At 68.5% G+C, this 20,533-nt stretch carries 10 protein-coding genes; 8 read left to right on the top strand and 2 right to left on the bottom strand.

Annotated features, from left to right (window positions below):
• The first annotated feature begins 11 nt into the window (after window positions 1-11).
• The 3 genes from ptsP to ABIC17_RS04010 all read left to right on the top strand — a co-directional run bounded on the left by ptsP (window position 12) and on the right by ABIC17_RS04010 (window position 5,273).
• A complete protein-coding gene (gene ptsP, locus ABIC17_RS04020; RefSeq protein WP_354279340.1) occupies window positions 12-2,555 on the top strand; it encodes a phosphoenolpyruvate--protein phosphotransferase in 2,544 nt (847 codons plus the stop codon).
• Window positions 2,552-4,282 carry an N-acetylglucosamine-specific PTS transporter subunit IIBC gene (nagE, locus tag ABIC17_RS04015; protein ID WP_354279339.1) on the top strand — a complete coding sequence of 577 codons (1,731 nt, stop codon included), beginning with the start codon at window positions 2,552-2,554 and terminating at the stop codon, window positions 4,280-4,282. Before ptsP ends, nagE begins: the two co-directional genes overlap by 4 nt.
• A 100-nt stretch (window positions 4,283-4,382) precedes the next feature.
• Window positions 4,383-5,273 carry a DMT family transporter gene (locus tag ABIC17_RS04010; RefSeq protein ID WP_354279338.1) on the top strand — a complete coding sequence of 297 codons (891 nt, stop codon included), beginning with the start codon at window positions 4,383-4,385 and terminating at the stop codon, window positions 5,271-5,273.
• 83 nt (window positions 5,274-5,356) lie between these two features.
• On the opposite strand, the gene galA is transcribed toward ABIC17_RS04010, so the two are convergent.
• Together galA and ABIC17_RS04000 are read right to left on the bottom strand one after the other, a co-directional pair.
• The gene (gene galA / locus ABIC17_RS04005) at window positions 5,357-8,269 is read right to left on the bottom strand and encodes a beta-galactosidase GalA (protein ID WP_354279337.1); all 2,913 of its coding nucleotides are present in this window, start codon (window positions 8,267-8,269) and stop codon (window positions 5,357-5,359) included.
• A 36-nt stretch (window positions 8,270-8,305) separates the two neighbouring features.
• Complete coding sequence (locus ABIC17_RS04000) at window positions 8,306-9,043, bottom strand: GntR family transcriptional regulator (RefSeq protein ID WP_354279336.1); 738 nt, start codon at window positions 9,041-9,043, stop codon at window positions 8,306-8,308.
• A 241-nt stretch (window positions 9,044-9,284) separates the two neighbouring features.
• Between ABIC17_RS04000 and ABIC17_RS03995 the strand changes: the two genes are divergently transcribed.
• Genes ABIC17_RS03995 through ABIC17_RS03975 form a run of 5 tightly spaced genes read left to right on the top strand, consistent with a single transcriptional unit; the run spans window position 9,285 to window position 20,527 of the window.
• Entirely contained in the window at window positions 9,285-11,636 is a 2,352-nt protein-coding gene (locus ABIC17_RS03995; protein WP_354279335.1) for a beta-N-acetylhexosaminidase, read from the top strand.
• On the top strand, window positions 11,636-14,239 hold the full coding sequence (locus ABIC17_RS03990) for a beta-mannosidase (protein ID WP_354279334.1): 2,604 nt from the start codon (window positions 11,636-11,638) through the stop codon (window positions 14,237-14,239). The genes ABIC17_RS03995 and ABIC17_RS03990 overlap by 1 nt, the downstream gene beginning before the upstream one ends.
• Window positions 14,236-16,785, top strand: a complete 2,550-nt coding sequence (locus ABIC17_RS03985; RefSeq protein ID WP_354279333.1) for a glycoside hydrolase family 3 C-terminal domain-containing protein — start codon at window positions 14,236-14,238, stop codon at window positions 16,783-16,785. Before ABIC17_RS03990 ends, ABIC17_RS03985 begins: the two co-directional genes overlap by 4 nt.
• Complete coding sequence (locus ABIC17_RS03980; protein WP_354279332.1) at window positions 16,782-18,212, top strand: glycoside hydrolase family 125 protein; 1,431 nt, start codon at window positions 16,782-16,784, stop codon at window positions 18,210-18,212. Before ABIC17_RS03985 ends, ABIC17_RS03980 begins: the two co-directional genes overlap by 4 nt.
• A complete protein-coding gene (locus tag ABIC17_RS03975; RefSeq protein WP_354279331.1) occupies window positions 18,209-20,527 on the top strand; it encodes a GH92 family glycosyl hydrolase in 2,319 nt (772 codons plus the stop codon). Before ABIC17_RS03980 ends, ABIC17_RS03975 begins: the two co-directional genes overlap by 4 nt.
• The last annotated feature ends 6 nt before the right edge of the window (window positions 20,528-20,533 follow it).

Here is a 20,533-nt window from a genome sequence, read left to right as displayed (position 1 = left end):
AAGGAGACATCATGGCGCCGATCATTCTGGCCGCACCCCTAGAAGGTTGGGTTACGCCGCTCGAGGCGGTGCCCGATCCGGTGTTCGCAGGTCGGATGATGGGCGACGGGATCGCGATCGACCCGACCGGCGATACGCTCCATGCCCCCTGCGCCGGGCGGATCGTCGGCCTGCAGGCGACGCGCCACGCGGTCACGATCGAGACGGAGAGCGGCGCGAAGATCCTGATCCATCTCGGGATCGATACGGTCGCGCTCGACGGCAAGGGTTTCACCACGCTGGTCGCGGTGGGTGACCAGGTAGCCGCGGGCGATCCGCTGATCCGTTTCGACCTCGATCTGCTCGTGCGCGAGGCGCGCGCCGTCGTCACGCCGATCCTGCTGACCGATGCCACGGGCTTCACGCTCACAGCGTTCGCGCCCCCCGGCGCGATAACCGTCGGCGCCCCGTTGATGACCCTGCACCGCACGGCCCCGCCCCAACAGAAGCAGCAGCAGCAGCAGCCGCAAGAGCCGGAACTCGAATTCGGACGCCATGACGACGACCCCACCATCGTCCGACGCACGCTCCGCATCGATCTGCCCCACGGCATTCACGCCCGCCCCGCCGCCCGGATTGCGGCACTTGCCCGCGAAACCCGCGCCGCCCTCTCGATCGAGAAAGACGGCCGCAGCGCCTCCGCGCGCAGCCTTACCGGTATGCTCGGGCTGGGCATCGCGCTCGGCGATGAGATTGCGGTTGTCGCGCGCGGCGGCGATGCCGATGGCGCGGTCGATGCGCTGGTCACGCTGTTGTCGACCGGGCTCGCCGAAGCGCCCGCCCCCGTCACCCGCGTCGCCGCCGTGGCGGATAGCGCGCCCCTGCCGCCGGGCGCACTTCGCGGTGTCCCCGCGGCCCCCGGGCTTGCGGTCGGACCCGTGCAGCATCACCGCAACAGCGACATCGACGTTCCGCGCGAAGGCCGTGGCATCGCGATCGAACGGGCCGCGTTCGGCGATGCACGCGCCGCGCTCCGCGCCGACCTCATCGAACAATCCGCAACCCAAAAGGGCGCTGCCCGCGAGATCCTCGTCGCACACGAGGGCTTGCTCGACGACCCCGACCTCCACGCCGCGACCGAGGCCGGGATCGCGCGCGGCGAAAGCGCGGCCTATGCGTGGCGCAGCGCGATCCGCGCGCAAGCCGATGCGCTGCGCTCGGGCGGCAACGCCCGCCTCGCCGAACGCGCGGGGGATCTGCTCGATCTCGAACGACGCCTGCTGGCCAAGCTGATTGGAGTAACGAACGAGCGGCATGCCTATCCCGCGGGGACGATCCTGGTCGCCGACGACCTGCTGCCGTCCGACCTGATCGCGATCGCCGACGGTCTTGCAGGGCTGTGCATCGCACGCGGTGGTCCCACGTCGCATGTCGCGATCCTCGCGGCGTCGATGGCCTTGCCCACGCTGGTCGCGGTCGGCGATGCCGCACTGGCGATCCCCGACGGCGCGCGCGTCGTGCTCGACGCCAGCAACGGGATGATCCTCCCTACGCCCGACACGCAACAGCTCGCGCAGGCGGAGGTGGAACAAGCCGTCACCGCACGCAAACGCGCCGACGCTTTGTCGCAGGCCGCGATCGCCTGCCACACTGCGGACGGCACCCGGATCGAAGTGTTCGCCAATCTCGGCGCCGCCGCCGAAGCCGGCCCCGCGGTCGCCAATGGTGCCGAGGGTTGTGGCTTGCTCCGCACCGAATTCCTGTTCCTCGAACGCGACACTGCGCCGACCGTCGCCGAACAGCATCAAGAGTATCAGGCGATCGCCGATGCGCTCGAAGGCCGCCCGCTGATCGTGCGGCTGCTCGATATCGGCGGGGACAAACCCGCACCATATCTTGCGATGGCGGCCGAGGAAAACCCCGCATTGGGGCTGCGCGGCATCCGCGTCGGGCTGGCGCACACCGGCTTGCTCGAGGATCAGCTGCGCGCGATCCTCGCGGTCAAGCCGATCGGCCAGTGCCGCATCATGCTGCCGATGATCTCGCGCGTCGAGGAAGTCCGCAGCGTCCGCCTCGTGCTCGACCGGCTGCGCGACGAACTTGGGATTTCCGCCGCGATCGAACTTGGCATCATGGTCGAGACCCCCGCCGCCGCAGTCACTGCGGACACGCTCGCGCGTGAGGCGGATTTCCTGTCGATCGGCACCAACGACCTGACGCAATATACGCTCGCGATGGATCGCGCCAATCCGGCGGTGGCAAGCGCGCTCGACGGGCTGCATCCCGCGGTGCTCCGCCTGATCGAGCAGACCTGCCGCGGCGGTGCGATGCGCGGTCGCTGGACCGGCGTCTGCGGCAGCCTCGCGTCGGACCCACTCGCGGTGCCGATCCTGCTCGGGCTCGGCGTCACCGAATTGTCCGCGGCCCCCGGTGTCGTGCCGACGATCAAGGCGCGCGTCCGCGAGGTTTCGCTCGATGCGTGCCGCGACCACGCGCGCGAAGCGCTGGCCTGCGCCTCCGCCACCGAAGTCCGTGCACTCGCCCGGCGCTTTGCCTCCAGGGAGATCCCGGCATGAAGACCCTCCTCGCCGGACTCCAGTCGCTTGGCCGCGCGCTGATGCTGCCGATCGCGGTGCTCCCGATCGCGGGGCTGCTGCTGCGGCTCGGCCAGCCCGACCTGCTCGGCATCCCGTTCATGGGCGCGGCGGGTCAGGCGATCTTCGACCATCTCGGGCTGCTGTTCGCGCTCGGCGTCGCGACCGGCTGCGCGCGCGACGGCAATGGCGCGGCGTGTCTCGCCGGGGTCACCTGTTTCCTCGTGACGACCGAGGCGGGCAAGACACTGCTCGTCGTGCCCCCATCCGAACTCTCGGGCTTCACCGGCCCCGCGGTCGACCTCGCCACCGCGGCGTGGAAGGCGAAGGTGATGGCGCGGCTCGACGTGCCGATCGGGATCCTATCGGGGCTCGTCGGTGGTCTTTTCTACAACCGCTTCTCCGCGATGAAGCTGCCCGAATATCTCGCCTTCTTCGGCGGGCGACGCTTCGTGCCGATCGTCAGCGGGCTCGCCGGACTGGTACTCGCCGCGATCATCGGCTTCGCGTTCCAGGGGATCAGCGCAGGGATCGACGCGATCAGCCTCGCCGCCACCGGCGCGGGCGCGACCGGCGTATTCATGTTCGGGCTGCTCAACCGGCTGCTGCTCGTCACCGGGCTGCACCATCTGCTCAACAACATCGCGTGGTTCGTGGTCGGCGACTATCACGGCACGACGGGCGATCTGCGGCGCTTCTTCGCGGGCGACCCGACCGCCGGAAGCTTCATGGCGGGGTTTTTCCCGGTGATGATGTTCGGCCTGCCCGCCGCCTGTCTCGCCATGTATCACGCCGCAAGGCCAGAGCGGCGCAAGGCGGTCGGCGGGATGCTGTTCAGCCTCGCGCTCACCTCGATGCTGACCGGCGTGACCGAGCCGATCGAGTTCAGCTTCATGTTCCTCGCGCCCGTGCTGTTCGGCATCCATGCGGTGCTGACCGGACTGTCGATGGCGGTAATGGACGTGCTCGGCGTCAAGATGGGCTTTGGCTTCTCGGCCGGGCTGTTCGATTACGTTCTCAACTTCGGCAAGGCGACCCGGCCGCTGCTGCTGTTGCCCGTAGGCGCAGTGTATTTCGCGCTCTATTACGGGCTGTTCCGCTTCTTCATCGCGCGGCTCGACCTGCAGACGCCGGGGCGCGAGCCGCTGACCGAGACGCCGGTGGCGGCGGCTCCTGTTGCGGCAGGCGGGCGCGGCCGGGCGTTTACCGATGCGCTCGGCGGCGCGGACAATCTCGCTTCGGTCGGCGCGTGCACGACGCGGTTGCGGCTGGTCGTGCGCGATCAGGCGCTGGTCGATGATGCGGCGCTCAAGGCGCTCGGCGCGCGCGGGATGATCCGCCCGTCGGCGACCGCGCTGCAAGTCGTGCTGGGTCCGGTCGCCGATATCGTCGCGGTCGAGATCCGCGATGCGATGGATGCCGGGGTTGCCGAACCGGTCGCCGCGGTCGCCGCCCCCGCCGTCGTGGAGGAAACACCCGTCGCGACGTTGACCCTGTCACCGGCGCTGGCATCGGCGTTGGGTGGTACGGACAATATCGCAGACAGCACGCAGCATCATGGTCGGCTGCGCGTCACCGTCCGCGATGGCGCGCGCGTGGACGATGCGGCACTGGATGCGCTCGGCGTGAACGACGTCGCACGTCCTGCGCCGGGCGTGCTGCACCTGCTCGGAGACGAGGCGGTGCTGGGTCGTCTGGTAAGCGCGTAACGCCAAACGCCCTCGCGTTGCGCTTGCGCGCGTGACCACGGTTTATCTCCGGCAACCGCAAACGGGGCGACGACGATCGCCGCGCTAGTTAGGCGACTTCATGGCTAACCCTGTCTGGATACCGGCGACGCTGTTGGCAGCGACCTTCCAGGTCGGTCGCAATGCCCTGCAACGCAGCGTGATGACGACATCCGGCCCGTGGGGAGCAACCCTCGTGCGCTTCCTGTTCGGCCTGCCCTTTTCGGTCGTTTTCGTACTGGTGGCGTTGCTGTTCGTGCCGAATGTCGACCTTCATTGGTCGGGTGCGTTCTGGCTTTCGGCATCGGTCGGGGCAGCAAGCCAGATTCTCGCGACCGCCGCGCTGTTGAACGCAATGCATCGTTCCGGCTTCGCGGTCGGCACGGCGCTCCAGCAAAGCTCGCTGCCGCTGGCGGCCCTGCTCGGGCTGGTCATCTATGACGATCGTATCAGCGGCATTGCGTGGCTGGGGGTGGGAATCACGACGGTCGGGCTTGCCGCGCTGAGCTGGCCTTCGCCCCGACAGCTTGGCGCCTCGCTTTCCGGGGCGGCGTTCGGTCTGGCGTCGGGCGTGTTCTTCGGTTTTTCGCTCAACGCTTTTCGACACGCCGCCCTCGCGCTTGACGCGCAGCATCCGATCTTTGCAGCGATCGTCTGCGTCGCGGTGGTGCAGGCGATGCAGACCGCGGCAATGGTCCTGTTCCTGGCATGGCGCGACCCGGCGACGCTTGCCAACGTGCTGCGCGCCTGGCGGCCGTCTTTGGCTGCCGGACTGTGCGGCGCCTGTGCGTCGGTCGGGTGGTTCGTGGCGCTTGCGCTCTCACCGGCTGCGCCCGTCCGCGCGCTCGGCATCATCGAGGCACCGATCGCCGCCATCGCCGGGCACAGGTTCTTCCGCGAGACGGTGAGCGCCCGGCAGATTGTCGCGGGCACCGCGATCATCCTTGGCGTGTTGCTCACCTCCCTTTTCTGAGGGTCGGGCTTGCGACGTTCGGCGGGGTGCGCGACTGAATGCCGGCCGCCTTTGTTTCAAGGCACGGGCAAAACCCGTGTCCCCTAAAGCGCCGACAGCGTCACTGGCCCCATCACTCCGGATGCCGAAGCCACATCCGCTTCCACCAGCAGCACGATCCGCCGTGTTCCCAAGCCGGGCGCGATCCGCGCGTCGATCGGCGCAGGCGCAGCACCCGGCTTGTCCGCAACCCGCACGCCATCGACCCACAGTTCCGCACGCCCGCCGACCGCCGCGAAGCGCAACCGCCCGCCACCAGCACCAACCGCCCGCCACGGCACGATCGACGACCGATAGACGCGCCAGCGCCCGCCCGACCCCGCCGGGGTCGCCGTGCCGCTCGCAACGAACGCCCAGCTGTTATTGTCGCCATCGCTCGGCGCGAGCTCGGGCGACGGACGCGTGTCGAACGGCATCGATCGCCGCCATTGCGCGATGCGTTGCTGCGCGGGCGTCACCGCCACCTGCGGCGGCGGCGCGACCGCAAGCTGGTCGATCGCAAGCCGCGCCGGGGCCAATCCGGGCGCGCGTGCTTCGATGGCGATCCGCCCACGCCCCTCCCCCGCGCGAACGATCACCTGCGCCAACCCGTTGAAAAGCGAACGAGCGCCCGACCCAGCTGCCGACTGTTCGGGCTCGTGGCTATTGGGGTCGCCATTCCCCAACCCGATGATCGCGGCCCCCGTCACTGTGAACTGCACCGGCAAGTTCGCGGTCGGCACATGCCGCCCGCGCGCGTCGACAGCATCGACCGTGGCCGGCTGCGCATCCTCGCCATCCCCCGCCATCACGCTTCGCGCAGGCGTCAGCCGAAGCGCCACCGCCGCGCCCACGGTCTCGTGTGCCGCCCGCGCGACGATCCGCCCGCCGCGGAGCGCGACGACCTCGATCCGCCCAGGCGCATAAGGCACCGTCCAGCTGTTCCCCATCCAGCGATCGACCGCCTGCGTCCCGAGATCGCGCCCGTTGAGCCGCAGCGTCACCTGCTCGGCATTGCTCATCACCAGCACCGTGATCGGCTGGCCCTCGCGACCCGGCCAGCTCCAGTGCGGCGCGAGGCTGACGACGGGTGCATCGTCAACCCAGTGCGCGCGGTGGACGTCGAAGGCGGTCTTGGGGAAACCGCACAGGTCGAGGATCCCGAAAAAGCTCGCGATCGTCGGCCAGGCATAAGGCGTCGGCTCGCCATGATAGTCGAACCCGGTCCACACGAACCCGCCCGCGACGAAGCTGCGCTCGGCGATCTTCTTCCACGTCGCGCGGTGCGTGTCGCCCCAGCTCGCATTCTCGACGTCATAGGAGGAGGCAATGTGCTTCGCCGGATCGCCCGCGAACGCCCCGCGCGTCTCATACGCGCTGGTATCCTCCGAACTCGTCATCGCGCGATTGGGGAACTGCGTGTGGAAGCGGTCGTAATCGTTCTGGTAGTAATTGAACCCGGTGACATCGACCACGTTGGCGACCGTCACCGGATCGAAGAACGACCCGTTGAGCGCGGCGGTGATCGGGCGGCTGTCGTCGAGCTTGCGCACCGCATGCGCCATCCGCCGAACCATCTCCACGCCCGCCTCGGTCGCCTGCATCGGTTCCTCGTTGAACACCGACCACAGGATGACGCTCGGATGGTTGCGGTCACGCCGGATCAGCCATTCGAGCTGCGCGAGATAATCGGGGGCCGGGTTGAACTGGCGGTTCTCGTCCATCACGACGAACCCCATCCGGTCCGCCAGATCGAGCAGTTCGGGCGCGGGCGCGCCGTGCGAACAGCGGATCGCATTGCACCCCATCGCCTTCAGCCGCTCGAGCCGCCAGCGCAGCAACGCATCGGGCACCGCGACGCCGACGCCCGCATGATCCTGATGCAGGCAGACGCCCTTGATCTTCACATGGCCGTCGTTGAGGAAGAACCCCTTCGCCGGATCGAACCGGATCGTGCGAAAACCGATCGCGACGCGGCGTTCGTCCACCACCGCACCATCGCGCCGCACCGTGGCGACGAGCGTGTAGAGCTGCGGCGTCTCGATCGACCACAGTCCGGGCGCCACCACGTCGAGCGTCAGCGTCGCGTCGGCATCCTCCAGCGGCACCACCGCGACAGAGACTTCGCCGCTCGCCACCGTTCGCCCCGCCGGGTCGTGTAAGACCGCCTCGACCGTGACCGAAACCGCCGCGCGATCGACGCTGGTCAGCGTCGCGACGACCGGAACGTGCCAGCGTCCGTCCGCCCCCTGACGCGGGTCGGCATGGAGCCCGTCGCTCGCGATCGCGACCGCCGCGCGCCGGACCAGCCACGCATGGCGGTAGATCCCGGCGCCTTCATACCACCAGCCTTCCATCGCCTGCGCATCGACGCGGATCGCGATGACATTGTCGGCATCACCAAAGCGCGCGAACGGGGTCAGGTCGACCACGACCCCGGTATAGCCTGACCAGCTGTGCGCGGCGATGCTGCCGTTGACCCAGATCGTCGCATTGGTCGCGACCCCGTCGAAGTGCAGCTCGATCTTCTTGGCGCGATCCGCCGGATCGAGCCGCAGCGTGCGCCGGTACCAGCCGATCCCGCGCGGCCGATAGCCTTGCGAGATGTTCGCGGTTTCGACGAACGGCTGCGCCGCCGCCCAGTCATGCGGCAACCGCACCGCCAGCCAGTCGGAATCGTCGAACGCCATCGCGGCGGCGCCCTGCGCATTGCCCGCCTTGACGCTCAGATAGGTCTGCTCGTGGTTGGCGGGCGGCGGCGGGACGACATCGCCCTCATGGAACCGCCAGCCGCGTTCGAGGCGGATGCGCGACGGATCGGTCTCGGGCAGCATCGGCGGCAGCACCCGCGTCGGTGCCGGCATCGGCAGCGCGCCCGCGTCCCCCGTTGCGATCTGCCGTGGGGCGGCGGCGAGACTGCCGCTCGCGGCTCCCGCCGCGCTCGCTGCGGAGGCGAGCAGGAGCTGACGACGGTTCATGATGACACTCCGGGGTAGGGACAGGCGCGCTGGCGATCAGAGATCGGACAGCTCCGCGACGAAATCATAGGCGTCGCCGCGATAATAGGACCGCGTGAATTCCGCCGCGCGCCCGTCTTTCAGGAACCCGCGCCGCTCGATCAGCAAGCCCGGATGCCCCGCGTCGACTCCGAGCATTCGCGCATGTTCCGCCCCGAACGGGATCGCACGGAGCCGCTGGAGCGCGCGAACTGGCCGACTGCCAGCCTTGTCGAGCGCGGTGTAGAGCGATTCCTCGACCGCGCCGATCGCGGGCAGGCAATAGCCCGCGATGGTCGAGAATTCGAGCGCCATCGGCTGTTCGTCGGCAAAGCGGATGCGGTGGAAGCGATACACCGGCGTGCCCGGCGACAGGCCCAGCGACATCGCTTCCTCGGGGTCGACCGTGCCCGTGGTCCGGCTGATCCAGCTGCTCGACGCGGTCTTGCCGCGCGCCGCCATGTCCTCGGAAAAGGACGACAGTTTGGAGAAGCTCTTTTCGACGCGCCCGGTCACGAAGGTCCCCGCGCCGCGCCGCCGCGTCAGCAACCCTTCCTCGACCAGCCCGCCGATCGCTTTCCGCACGGTGATGCGCGAAACATCGTAATCGGTCGCCAGGTCGCGCTCGGCCGGAATCGCGTCGCCCTGCGCGAGCACGTCCTGACCGATCGCATCGCGGATCAGTTGCTGCAGCTGAAGGTACAATGGCGCAGGATTTCCCTCGCGGAACGTCCCGATCTGATGTGTAAAAGCCACTGCCCACCCCTTGTCGAGCGCGCGATGCCCCGCGCCCGCGCGACGTTCGTTGGACGCGAGACTAGTCAATGTTCCGATGGTGATCAATCGGCATAGTCCGCAACCAAATTGGTATGCGGAAACGAGGGTGGCTGCCGGGACTGCCTGACGCACGATCTGCGACGGTCGCTTGCAAGTGGACCTATATTGGTTACACCTCTTAGCAAGACGCGGGAACACTCGACGGGGCGGAGGAATGGGCTTGGCAAGATTTGCGCAGACTATTGGCTGGATGCTGGGTGCGATCGGCGCGATCGGCGTCGCGCCAGTCGCCGAAGCGCAGTCGATGTCGCCGGCCAAGCCCTTGGCGGTGCTGCCTCTTCCCGCGAGTATGGCCGCTAAACCCGGCACGCTCGTCATTTCGTCGGGATCTGCAATCGCCACGCCGCCCGGTGATGCCGAGGCCGCTTCGGCCGCCCGCCTGTTGATCGCGCACGTCATGACGACCCGCGGGATCATGCTGCAAACGGGCAAGAACGATGCGCCGATCCGCTTCGTCCGGGACCGAACCATCACCGGACCGGAAGCGTATCGGCTCGACGTCGACGCGACTGGGATCCGCATCGCCGCCGCGTCCCGCAACGGGTTCGTGTACGGCGCGATGACGCTGGCGCAGATGCTCAGCCCCGATCAGGCGTTCGGCAAGCCAGTGACGGTCGCGGGCGTCACGATCACGGATGCCCCCCGCTTCGCCTGGCGCGGCCTGATGGTCGATGTCGCGCGGCACTTCCAGCCGATGCCGTCGCTGTACAAGATCGTCGACCAGATGGCGGCGGTGAAGCTCAATACGCTCCATCTGCATCTGACCGACGACCAGGGCTGGCGGTTCGAAGTCAAACGCTATCCCAAGCTGACCGAGATCGGCGCGTTCCGGTCGCCGCCGTCCACCGGCGGCCCCGCCCCGACGACCCGGGTCGGCGGTTTCTACACGCAGGTCGAACTCCGCGCGCTGGTGCGCTACGCCGCGGATCGCGGGATCACGATCGTTCCCGAAATCGACCTGCCCGGCCATGCGCAAGCGTTGGTCGCGGCCTATCCCGAACTCGGCGTGCTGGGGGACCGCCCCGCGGTCTCGCACGACTGGGGGATCAACCCGTATCTCCTCAACCCCGGCCCCAAGGGTGTCGCCTTCGTCAAGAACGTGCTCGACGAACTGATCGCCGTCTTCCCCGGCAGCTACGTCCATCTCGGTGGCGACGAGGCGATCAAGGATCAGTGGCAACGCTCGCCGCAGGTGCAGGCGCAAATGGCGTCGCTCGACATCAAGACCGAGAACGCACTGCAAAGCTGGCTGATCGACACGTTCGGCCGCTATCTCGCGAGCAAGGGTCGCCGGCTGATCGGCTGGGACGAGATCCTCGAGGGGGGATTGCCCTCGTCTGCGTCGGTCATGTCGTGGCGCGGCGAGCAGGGCGCGGTCGATGCGGCGAATGCGGGACACGACGTCGTCCTCTCGCCCGACCCGATGCTGTACCTCGACAATCTGCAAAGCGACCGTGCGGACGAGCCGCCGGGGCGGCTCAAAGTCCAGACGCTTGCCGCGATCTACGGCTATGATCCGATGCCCAAGGGGATCGACGCCGCGCACGCCCGACACGTGCTCGGCGCGCAGGCGAATGCGTGGAGCGAGTATCTCGTAACGCCGTACCAGATGCAGCACGCGCTGTTCCCCCGCGCGGCGGCGCTCGCCGAGACGACCTGGTCGCGTGCGCCGCGCGACTTCGCCAGTTTCGCGAACCGGCTGTCGCCGCAGGTCGCGCGCTGGCGGCGGGGCGGGATCGAAGTCGCGGACAGCGCCTTTGCGGTCGGCTACACGCTGCGAGGCACGCGCGGCGACGCACTCCGCACCGGCAAGGCGACGGTCGCGCTGGCGACGCAAGTGCCGGTCGGCACCATCCGCTACACGCTCGACGGTAGCGCGCCGACCCCGCGGTCCGCCGCTTATGCTACCCCGCTGACCGTCGCGCCCGGCGTCACGATCAAAGCCGCCGCGTTCGATGCCGACGGAATCGCCACCGCGAAGGTCCGGGACTTCGCCACGAGCCGCGCCGCCTTGCTATCACGCACGCCGTCCGATCTCGTCGCCTGCCCGGGGCGGTCGTTCGGGTTGCGGATGCCGATGACCGCGGATGCCGAGACCAACGGCCCCGCGGTCAACATCGGCGTGTTCGACACGTGCAGCGTCTATCCTGCCGCCCCGCTCGACGTCGCGGGCGGCTTCACCGTCGACGTCGCACGGATCGCGCGCAACTTCGGGCTCGCGCACGATACTGCGGACGTGCGCCAGCATTTCCGCGTCACGCCTTACGGCGAACTGCTCGTTTCGCTCGGGTGCCGCGACACGAGCGGTCGCGCGGCCGCCAAGGACGCGCCGCCGACCAAGGTGATCGCAAGCTTTCCGCTCCCCGATCCCGCGACCGCGCCGACACGCATGACCTTTTCCGCTACGCTTCCACGAATGACGGGTGACCACGACCTATGCTTCCAATTCACGTCGCCAGCCGAGGGGCCCAATTACGCGCCGCTGTCCGTCCAGCTGACCGAGCGCCGCTGATGCGCCGGGCTTTGCGCAGCACCTTCGTCCTGACGTTGCTCGCCTCGGTCGCCGCGCCGCTTGCTGCCGCGCCGCGTTCGGCGATCAAGCTCGACGACGGCTGGCAGGCGCGGATCGCGCCGTCGGACGGTGCTGCGATCGCCGCGCACCGCCCCGAGGCGCGCTGGTTTCCCGCGCGCGTTCCCGGCAGCATCCAGCAGGATCTGATCGCGCGCCACCGCGTGCCCGACCCGTTCCTCGCCACCAACGAAGCCGCGATCCAGTGGGTCGGGCGGACCGACTGGCAATATCGCCGCACACTCGCGGTGACGCCCGCGATGCTCGCACGCGACCATCTCGATCTGGTGTTCGACGGGCTCGACACCTTCGCGACCGTGACGATCAACGGGCATGCGGTGCTCACCGCCGACAACGCGCATCGTCGCTGGCGGATCGCCGCGAAACCGTTCCTCAAAATCGGCGCGAACGAGATCCTCGTCACCTTCGCCGCGCCGATCAAGACGTTGCAGCCGATGGTGATGGCGCAAAAGGCGTCGCTTCCGGGCGAATATGATTCCGCGTTCGGCGACGAGCCCAAGGGCCGCCAGACCTCGCCCTATATCCGCAAGCCCAAGTATAACTACAGCTGGGATTGGGGCCCGCGCATCCTCAACGTCGGACCGTGGCGCCCGGTGCGGCTCGAGGCGTGGGACAGCGCACGGATCGATACGCTGCGGGTCGAGCAGGATGCGCTGTCCGATGCCGAAGCGCGCTTGCTCGCGAAAACCACGATCCAGGCCGACCGCGCCGGCCCCGCGCAGATCCGCGTCACGCTGACCGGCCCCGGCGGCACCAACCAGACCGTCACGCAAGCCGTCACGCTCGCCGTCGGACCGAACGCGGTATCGCTGCCGATCACGGTCGCGCGCCCGCAACGCTGGCAACCCGTCGGTTACGGCGCGCAGGCCCTGTACCGCGTGTCCGCCGCGCTCGAACAAGACGGAGCCGCGACCGACACTGCGGACCGCCGCATCGGGCTGCGCACGGTCGAGCTGATCCGCGACAATGGCGCGATGGGGTTCCGCGTCAACGGTATCCCGATCTTCGCCAAGGGCGCGAACGTGATCCCGTTCGACAGCTTCCCGACCCGCGTCACGCCCGCGTCGATGCGCCTGCTGGTGACCGCCGCGCGCGACGCCAACATGAACATGCTGCGCATCTGGGGCGGCGGCTATTATCTCGACGACGCCTTTTACGACATGGCGGACGAGATGGGCCTGATGGTGTGGCAGGACTTCATGTTCGGCGGCTCGGTCACCCCGCCCGATGCCGCCTTCCGCAAGAACGTCCAGATCGAGGCGGAGGAACAGGTCGAGCGGCTCGGCACCCATCCCTCGATCGTCCTGTGGGCGGGCGGCAACGAAATTTTGTCGGGCTGGGAAAACTGGAGCGATCGCAAGGCGTTCAAGAAAATCGTCGGCGCGGACGAGCAGGAGCGGATCGGCGTCGGCATGGCGGTACTGTTCGATCGCGTGTTGCGCGATGCGGTGCTGACGCGTTCGCCGGGCACGCCCTATTGGCCGGGCTCGCCGTCGAACGACTATGACGGCCCGGCCGATACCGACAAAGCGGGCGACCGCCATTTCTGGGATGTCTGGTCGGGCTCCAAGCCGGTCGAACGCTATCTCGACGCCTGCCCGCGCTTCATGTCCGAATATGGCTTTCAGGCGATGCCCGACATGGCGACGGTGCGCGGCTTCGCGGGCAACGGCCCGCTCCAGCCGACCAGCCCGGTGCTCAAGGCGCACCAGAAGTTCCTCGCCGGCGAAGGCAATGACCGGCTGTTGCTCTACATGCGCGACCGGCTCGGCGAGCCCAAGGACATCGCCGACTTCGTCTATCTCAGCCAGGTCAACCAGGCCGAGGCGATTGCGCTCGCAGCACTTCACCACCGCTCGTGCCGCCCGGTGACGATGGGGTCGCTCTACTGGCAGCTCAATGACGTCTGGCCGTCGATCTCCTGGTCGAGCATCGATTACGACGGCCGGTGGAAGCTGCTCCATTATGCCGCGCGCCGCTTCTTCGCGCCGCAGGTGATCGTCGCCGAGCATAAGGACACGGCGACCCGGATCGCCTTGGTCTCGGATGCGACCACCCCGATCGCCGCGCGCTGGCGAGTCCGTGCGTTCGTTATGACGGGCAAGCCGCTCGCCGAGCAAGGCGCGGAAACCACGCTCCCCGCGCTCTCCGCAACCGACGTCGCCAAGCTCGACGATGCGACGCTGTTCGCAGGCGCCGACCCCGCGACGAGCTATGCGGTCGCCGAACTGATGATCGGCGATGCGGTCGTCAGCCGCACGATCATCGAACGCGGCGTGCCCAAGACGATGCGCTATCCCGACCCCGGCCTGACCGCGACCTGGTCGGGCGATACGGTGACGGTGCGCGCAACCGCCCTCGCGCGCGCGGTGATGCTCGATTTCGGCAGCATCGGCGCGCATCCGTCCGACGACGGGTTCGATCTGTTGCCCGGCGAGAGCCGCACGATCACCGTCACGTCCAAGGCCACGCCAAAGGCGCTTGCCGCCGCCCTCACCCTCCGTTCGCTGGGATCCCGCCGATGATCTGGTTGTTGCTCGCCGCCGAGGCCGCACAAGTCTCGCCCAACCTCGCCACGATGACCCCCGAACAGAAAGCGGCACAGCTCCAGAGCAGCGCGCCCGCCGACCCCGCCGCAGGTCTCCCCGCCTATGACTGGTGGAGCGAGGGCCTCCACGGCATCGCGCGCAACGGCTATGCGACGGTCTTCCCGCAAGCGATCGGCATGGCCGCGACGTGGGATGCGCCGCTGCTCAAGCGGATCGGCGACGTCGTCGCGACCGAGGCGCGCGCCAAGTTCAATGCGCAGCCGGTGAATGCGGATCGCAAGATCTACGAAGGGCTGACGATCTGGTCGCCCAACATCAACATCTTCCGCGATCCGCGCTGGGGCCGCGGGCAGGAAACCTATGGCGAGGATCCGTATCTGACCGGGCGGCTCGGCGTCGCCTTTGTCACAGGTCTGCAGGGTCCCGACCCCGCGCACCCCAAGGTCATCGCCACGCCCAAGCATTTCGCGGTCCACAGCGGCCCCGAGGCGGGCCGCGACAGCTTCGACGTCGATCCGTCGCCGCAGGATCTGGAAGCGACCTATCTCCCCGCGTTCCGCCTCGCAGTGACCGAGGGCAAGGCGCAGTCGCTGATGTGCGCGTACAACTCGATCCTCGGCGTCCCCGCATGCGCCAACGCGCCGTTGATGATCGATCGGCTGCGGCGCGACTGGGGCTTCAAGGGCTTTACCGTGTCCGATTGCGATGCGGTCGCCAACGTCCACATGTACCACCATTACCGGCTCGATGCCGCGGGTGCCGCCGCGGCTTCGCTCAAGGGCGGGACCGACCTCAACTGCGGCAACACCTATGCCGCGCTGCCCGAGGCCCTGAAGCGCGGGCTGGTCACGCAGCAGGAGATCGACACCGCGCTGCAACGCGCGCTCGACGCCCGCCGCGCGCTCGGCATCGCGTATGGCGCGACCAGCCCGTGGTCGAAGATTTCGCCCAAGGAGATCGGCACGCCCGACCATCACGCGGTCGCGCTGGAGGCGGCGCGCAAGGCGATCGTCCTGCTCAAGAACGACGCCAACCGCTTGCCGCTCAAAGCGGGTACGCGGATCGCGCTGATCGGTGCGGACGCCGATGACGTCGGCGTGCTCCAGGGCAATTACCACGGCACCGCGATCACGCCGGTCACGCCGCTGGAAGGGATCCGTCGCGAATTCGGCGCGGCCAACGTCCGTTATGCGCAAGGCTCGCTGCTCGCCGATGGTTCTGCCGTCCCGATCCCCGAGACCGCACTCCGCTCGAACGGCGCGCCGGGCTTGCAGGCCGAATATTTCGCCACCCCCGGCGCGACCGGCACCCCCGTCGCGACGCGGCGTGAACGCCACATCGACCATGACACCAACCGCGCCGCCCCCGCCCCCGGCTTGGGCGCGCAGTGGAGCGCACGCTGGACCGGCGAGCTCGTGCCGCCGGGGCCGGGTAATTATCGCCTGATCGTCGATGCCCCCGCCTGCTGGAAATATTGCAAGTCGCACGATGCCGCGCGGCTGTGGATCGACGGCAAGCCGCTCTCCGAAGGCGAGATCAAGAAGGGCCGGATCGACGTTCCGTTCACCAGCGATGGCCGCCCAGTCGCGTTCAAGCTAGAGTTCGACCATGTCAGCGACGACGAAGGCGTTCGCTTGCTGTGGCTCCCCCCCGCTGAGCCGCTGATCGCCGAGGCGGTCGCCGCGGCGAACGCGTCCGACGTCGTGGTCGTGTCGGTCGGCCTGTCGCCCGATCTCGAAGGCGAGGCGTTGTCGGTCAGCGTCCCCGGTTTCGTCGGTGGTGACCGCACCGACATCGCGCTGCCATTCGCGCAGCAACGCCTGATCGCGGCGCTCAAGGCTACGGGCAAGCCGCTCGTGCTGGTGCTCACCAGCGGCAGTGCGGTCGCGCTCGACCCCGCCAACGCCGACGCGATTCTCGCCGCCTGGTATCCGGGCGAATCGGGTGGCACCGCGATCGCCGACACGCTCGCCGGGCGCAACAACCCGTCGGGGCGCCTGCCGGTCACTTTCTACGCCAACACGACCGATCTGCCCGCCTTCGTCGATTACGGGATGAAGGAGCGGACCTATCGCTACTTCACCGGCACCCCGACCTGGGGCTTCGGCCACGGCCTGAGCTACACCAGCTACGGCTATACCGCGCCGGTCGCGCGCGTCAGCGTCGCCGCCGGGCAAAGCGCCACGGTGCAGGTCCGCGTCGCCAACACCGGCGGCCGCGATGGTGAGGAGGTCGTCCAGGCGTATCTCGTCCCGACCACCGCCGCCGCAGGGGGCGGGACCACCCCGGTGCTCCAGCGTCAGCTAGTTGGCTTCACCCGCCTCGCGGTGCCGCGCGGCAAGACCCGCACCGCCAGCTTCACGCTCGATCCACGCAGCCTTAGCCTCGTCGCGCGCGACGGCACGCGGACGGTCGAGCCGGGTGCGTATCGCGTCTTCGTCGGCGGCGGTCAGCCCGGCACCGCGCCGGGCACGTGGATCGACCTGACGATCACCGGCACCCGGCAGGAGCTCTCGAAATGATCGTGACACGCCGCGAAGCGATCCTCGGGGGCGTGGCTGGGGCCACGCTCGCCGCAACGCCCGCGCTCGGGGCGACCCCGCTGGCGAGCAAGCGCCCCGCGGTCGGCGCGCGCCGCTTCACCAGCCGCGCGGTCGAGCGCGAGATCGCGCGGGTCTCGGCGAAGATCGGCGATCCCAAGCTGCGCTGGATGTTCGCCAACTGCTATCCGAACACACTCGACACCACCGTTAGACTCAGCACGATCGACGGCGGCCCCGATGCGTTCGTCATCACCGGCGACATCCCGTGCCTGTGGCTGCGCGATTCCTCGGCGCAGATGACCCCCTATCTCCATCTTGCGCGCGCGGATGCGCCGCTGCGGCAGGTCTTCCACGGTCTGATCGCGCGCCAGGCGCGCTCGATCCTGATCGACCCCTATGCCAATGCGTTCATGGAAGATCCGACCGCCAAGACCGACCTGAGCTGGTCGCTGTCCGACAAGACCGACATGAAACCCGGCGTCGCCGAGCGCAAATGGGAGATCGATTCGCTCTGCTACCCGATGCGGCTCGCGCACGGCTATTGGCAGGCGACTCGTGACCGCGCGCCGTTCGATGCGCGCTGGGCCGAAGCCGCGCGGCTGAGCATCGCGACCTTCCGCGTGCAACAGCGCAAAGACGGTCCCGGCCCGTACAGCTTCCTGCGCAAATCGGATCGCAACATCGAGACGATGCCGCTCGACGGCTTTGGCAACCCGTCGCGACCGGTCGGGCTGATCCATTGCGGGTTCCGCCCGTCGGACGATGCGTGCCTCTATCCCTTCCTGATCCCGTCCAACCTGTTCGCGGTCACCGCCTTGCGCGAACTCGCGGTCGTCGCGCAGAGCGCGCGCGGGGACTCGGCGCTTGCGCAGGACGCCACCGCGCTCGCCGACGAAGTCGCGCGTGCGCTGGCCGAACATGGGCGGATGCGGCTGCGCGATGGCAGCGAGGTGTGGGCCTATGAGGTCGACGGCTTCGGCAATGCGATCTTCATGGACGACGCGAACGTCCCCTCGCTGTCGGGGCTCGGCTATCTCGGCTGCGTCCCCGCGAACGACCCGCTGTGGCTGCGCACCCAGGCCGCCGCATGGAGCCCCGCCAACCCCTATTTCTTCCGCGGGAAAGCGGTCGAAGGCATCGGCGGTCCGCATGTCGGCCTGCGTCAGATCTGGCCGATGTCGCTCATCATCCGCGGCCTGTCGAGCGACGACCCAGCGACGATCCGCGCCTGTCTCAAGACCCTGCGCGATACCGACGCGGGCACCGGCTTCATGCACGAAACCTTCGACCAGGACGATCCCGCGCAATTCACCCGCTCGTGGTTCGCCTGGGCCAACGGCCTGTTCGGCGAGCTGATCGTCCGTGTCGCCAATACCCGCCCCGCTTTGCTGGAAGGCACCTTGTGAGCATCGATCGTCGTACCCTGATCGGCAGTTCCGCCATCGCGCTGCTCGCCAGCGCAATGCCGTTGCGCGCCGCCACGCGCCCTGCCGCCACCGCGCCCAATTTGTTCGTCGGCACCGGCGGCGACGGGCATACCTACCCCGGCCCGACCTTGCCGTTCGGCATGGTCCAGCTCGGCCCCGATACCGACGTCACGCGCTGGGATACCTGCTCGGGCTACCACCACGGCGACGGCTCGATCATGGGGTTCAGCCACACCCATCTGTCGGGCACCGGCATCGGCGACATGCTCGACGTGCTGGTCGTGCCGACCACCGGCCCCGTGCAGTTGCTCCCCGGACCGATCGACAATCCCGACGCGGGCTACCGCCAGCGCTATTCGAACGAAGTCGCCGAGCCGGGCTCGTACCGTGTCCAGCTCGAATCGGGGGTGCGCGCCGAACTCACCACGACCGAGCGCACCGGCTGGCATCGCTACACCTTCCCGCGCGGTGCGGGGCATGTGCTGATTGACCTGTCGCACCTCGTCCACGACACCTCCGACAAGGCCCCGCTGATCGACGATGCGACGCTCGCGATCGACGCCGACGGGACGATCACCGGCGGACGCCGCGTGTTCCGCTGGGCGAAGGGCCGCCGCATCCACTTCGCGCTGCAATGCTCGCGCCGTCCCGACCGCGTCACCTTCTATGGCGACGACGATGTCGAGCAGCCCGCCGGCACCCGGCAAGTCGCGGGCAAGCGGCTCAAACTGGCGCTCCACTTCGACGACGCGGGATCGGCACCGCTCCTGCTGCGCTGTGGCATTTCGGGCGTCGACGTCGCGGGCGCACGCGCCAATCTTGCGGCGGAAGCATCGCATTGGGACTTTGACCGCACCTTGCGCGCCGCGCGCAAAAGCTGGGCGGACGCATTGGGCGCGGTGGAGGTCGAGGGCGGCACCACCGACCAGCGCACGATCCTCGCCTCGGCTTTGTATCACGCGCAGCTTGCCCCCACGCTCTTCTCGGACGTCGACGGGCGTTACGTCGGGCTCGACGGCAGGACGCACACAGTCCCGCGCGGCGGGGCCGCCTACAGCAGCTGGTCGCTGTGGGACACGTATCGCGCACTCCATCCGCTGCTCACGCTGATCGCCCCCGTTCGCACTAAGAGCCTGATCGACGACCTGATCCGCCAGACGCAGCAATCCCCTTATGGCCCTTTGGTGTGGCCGCTGCAGGGCAAGGAAACCGGAACGATGATCGGCTGGCACGGCGTCGTCCCGCTTGCCGAGGCCCGCGCCAAGGGCATTCCCGCCGACTACGCCGCCGCCTGGCCCGCAATCGCCAAGCGCAGCTTCGATTTCGCCGCCCCCGACAAGGACAACAGCCTTGGGCGCGACCTGTACGACCGGCTCGGCTATGTCCCTGCCGACAAAGTGTTCGAAAGCGTCAGCCGCACGCAGGAATATGCCTATGACGATTGGGCGTCTGCGCAGATCGCCCGCGCCGCCGGTGCGACGATGGACGCCGATCGCCTGCTCAAGCGCTCGGGCAACTGGCGCAATGTGATCGACCGCGAGACGGGCTTCGCGCGCCCCCGCTTCGCCGACGGCACATGGTGGACGCCCTACGATCCGATCCAGCTCGGCCACATGCCGCGCCCCGGCTGGCGTGACTATACCGAGGCGAACGGCTGGCAGGCGACCTTCCTCAACCAGCACGACATCTATGGCCGGATCGCGCATGTCGGCGGCGACGCGGCGTTCGCCACCAAGCTCGACGCGATGTTCTCCGCGCCCTCGACGCTCCCCGCCAATGCGCCGCCCGATATCTCGGGGATGCTCGGCCAATATGCCCACGGCAACGAACCCGACCAGCATGCCGCATACCTCTACGCCTATGCCGGCCAGCCGTGGAAGACGCAGGCGATGGTCCGGCGGCTGTGCACCGAGATGTATCGCAACGCGCCCGACGGAATCATCGGCAACGACGATTGCGGGCAGATGAGTGCTTGGTTCGTCTTCTCGGCGCTCGGCTTCTACCCGGTCGATCCGGTCGAGGCGGTCTATGTCTTCGGCTCACCTTTGTTCGAGCGCGCGGTCGTGCGCGTCGGCGACCGCCGCACGCTGACGATCCTCGCCCCCGGCAACCGCGCCGATACGCCCTATGTCACTGGGGTCACCTGGAACGGCAAACCCTGGACGAAGAGCTGGATCGACCACGCCACGCTCAGCGCCGGTGGCACGCTCCGCTTCACCATGTCGGCCAAGCCCAACCCCGGCTTCGGCGCGGCACGCGGCGATCGTCCGCCATCCTTCGGCCATTCGGCATGACCCTGG

The organism is Sphingomonas sp. PvP056, assembly GCF_040549155.1.
Lineage (GTDB): Bacteria > Pseudomonadota > Alphaproteobacteria > Sphingomonadales > Sphingomonadaceae > Sphingomonas.
Note: the sequence above shows the minus strand (reverse complement) of the source record. Positions and strands in the feature narration are given on the sequence as shown.

Bases quoted from the DNA above. Each gene is read 5' to 3' on its own strand.
- nagE (WP_354279339.1), top strand. From the start codon at position 2,552: ATGAAGACCCTCCTCGCCGGACTCCAGTCGCTTGGCCGCGCGCTGATG.
- ABIC17_RS04010 (WP_354279338.1), top strand. From the start codon at position 4,383: ATGGCTAACCCTGTCTGGATACCGGCGACGCTGTTGGCAGCGACCTTC.
- galA (WP_354279337.1), bottom strand. From the start codon at position 8,269: ATGAACCGTCGTCAGCTCCTGCTCGCCTCCGCAGCGAGCGCGGCGGGA.
- ptsP (WP_354279340.1), top strand. From the start codon at position 12: ATGGCGCCGATCATTCTGGCCGCACCCCTAGAAGGTTGGGTTACGCCG.
- ABIC17_RS03980 (WP_354279332.1), top strand. From the start codon at position 16,782: ATGATCGTGACACGCCGCGAAGCGATCCTCGGGGGCGTGGCTGGGGCC.
- ABIC17_RS03990 (WP_354279334.1), top strand. From the start codon at position 11,636: ATGCGCCGGGCTTTGCGCAGCACCTTCGTCCTGACGTTGCTCGCCTCG.
- ABIC17_RS03985 (WP_354279333.1), top strand. From the start codon at position 14,236: ATGATCTGGTTGTTGCTCGCCGCCGAGGCCGCACAAGTCTCGCCCAAC.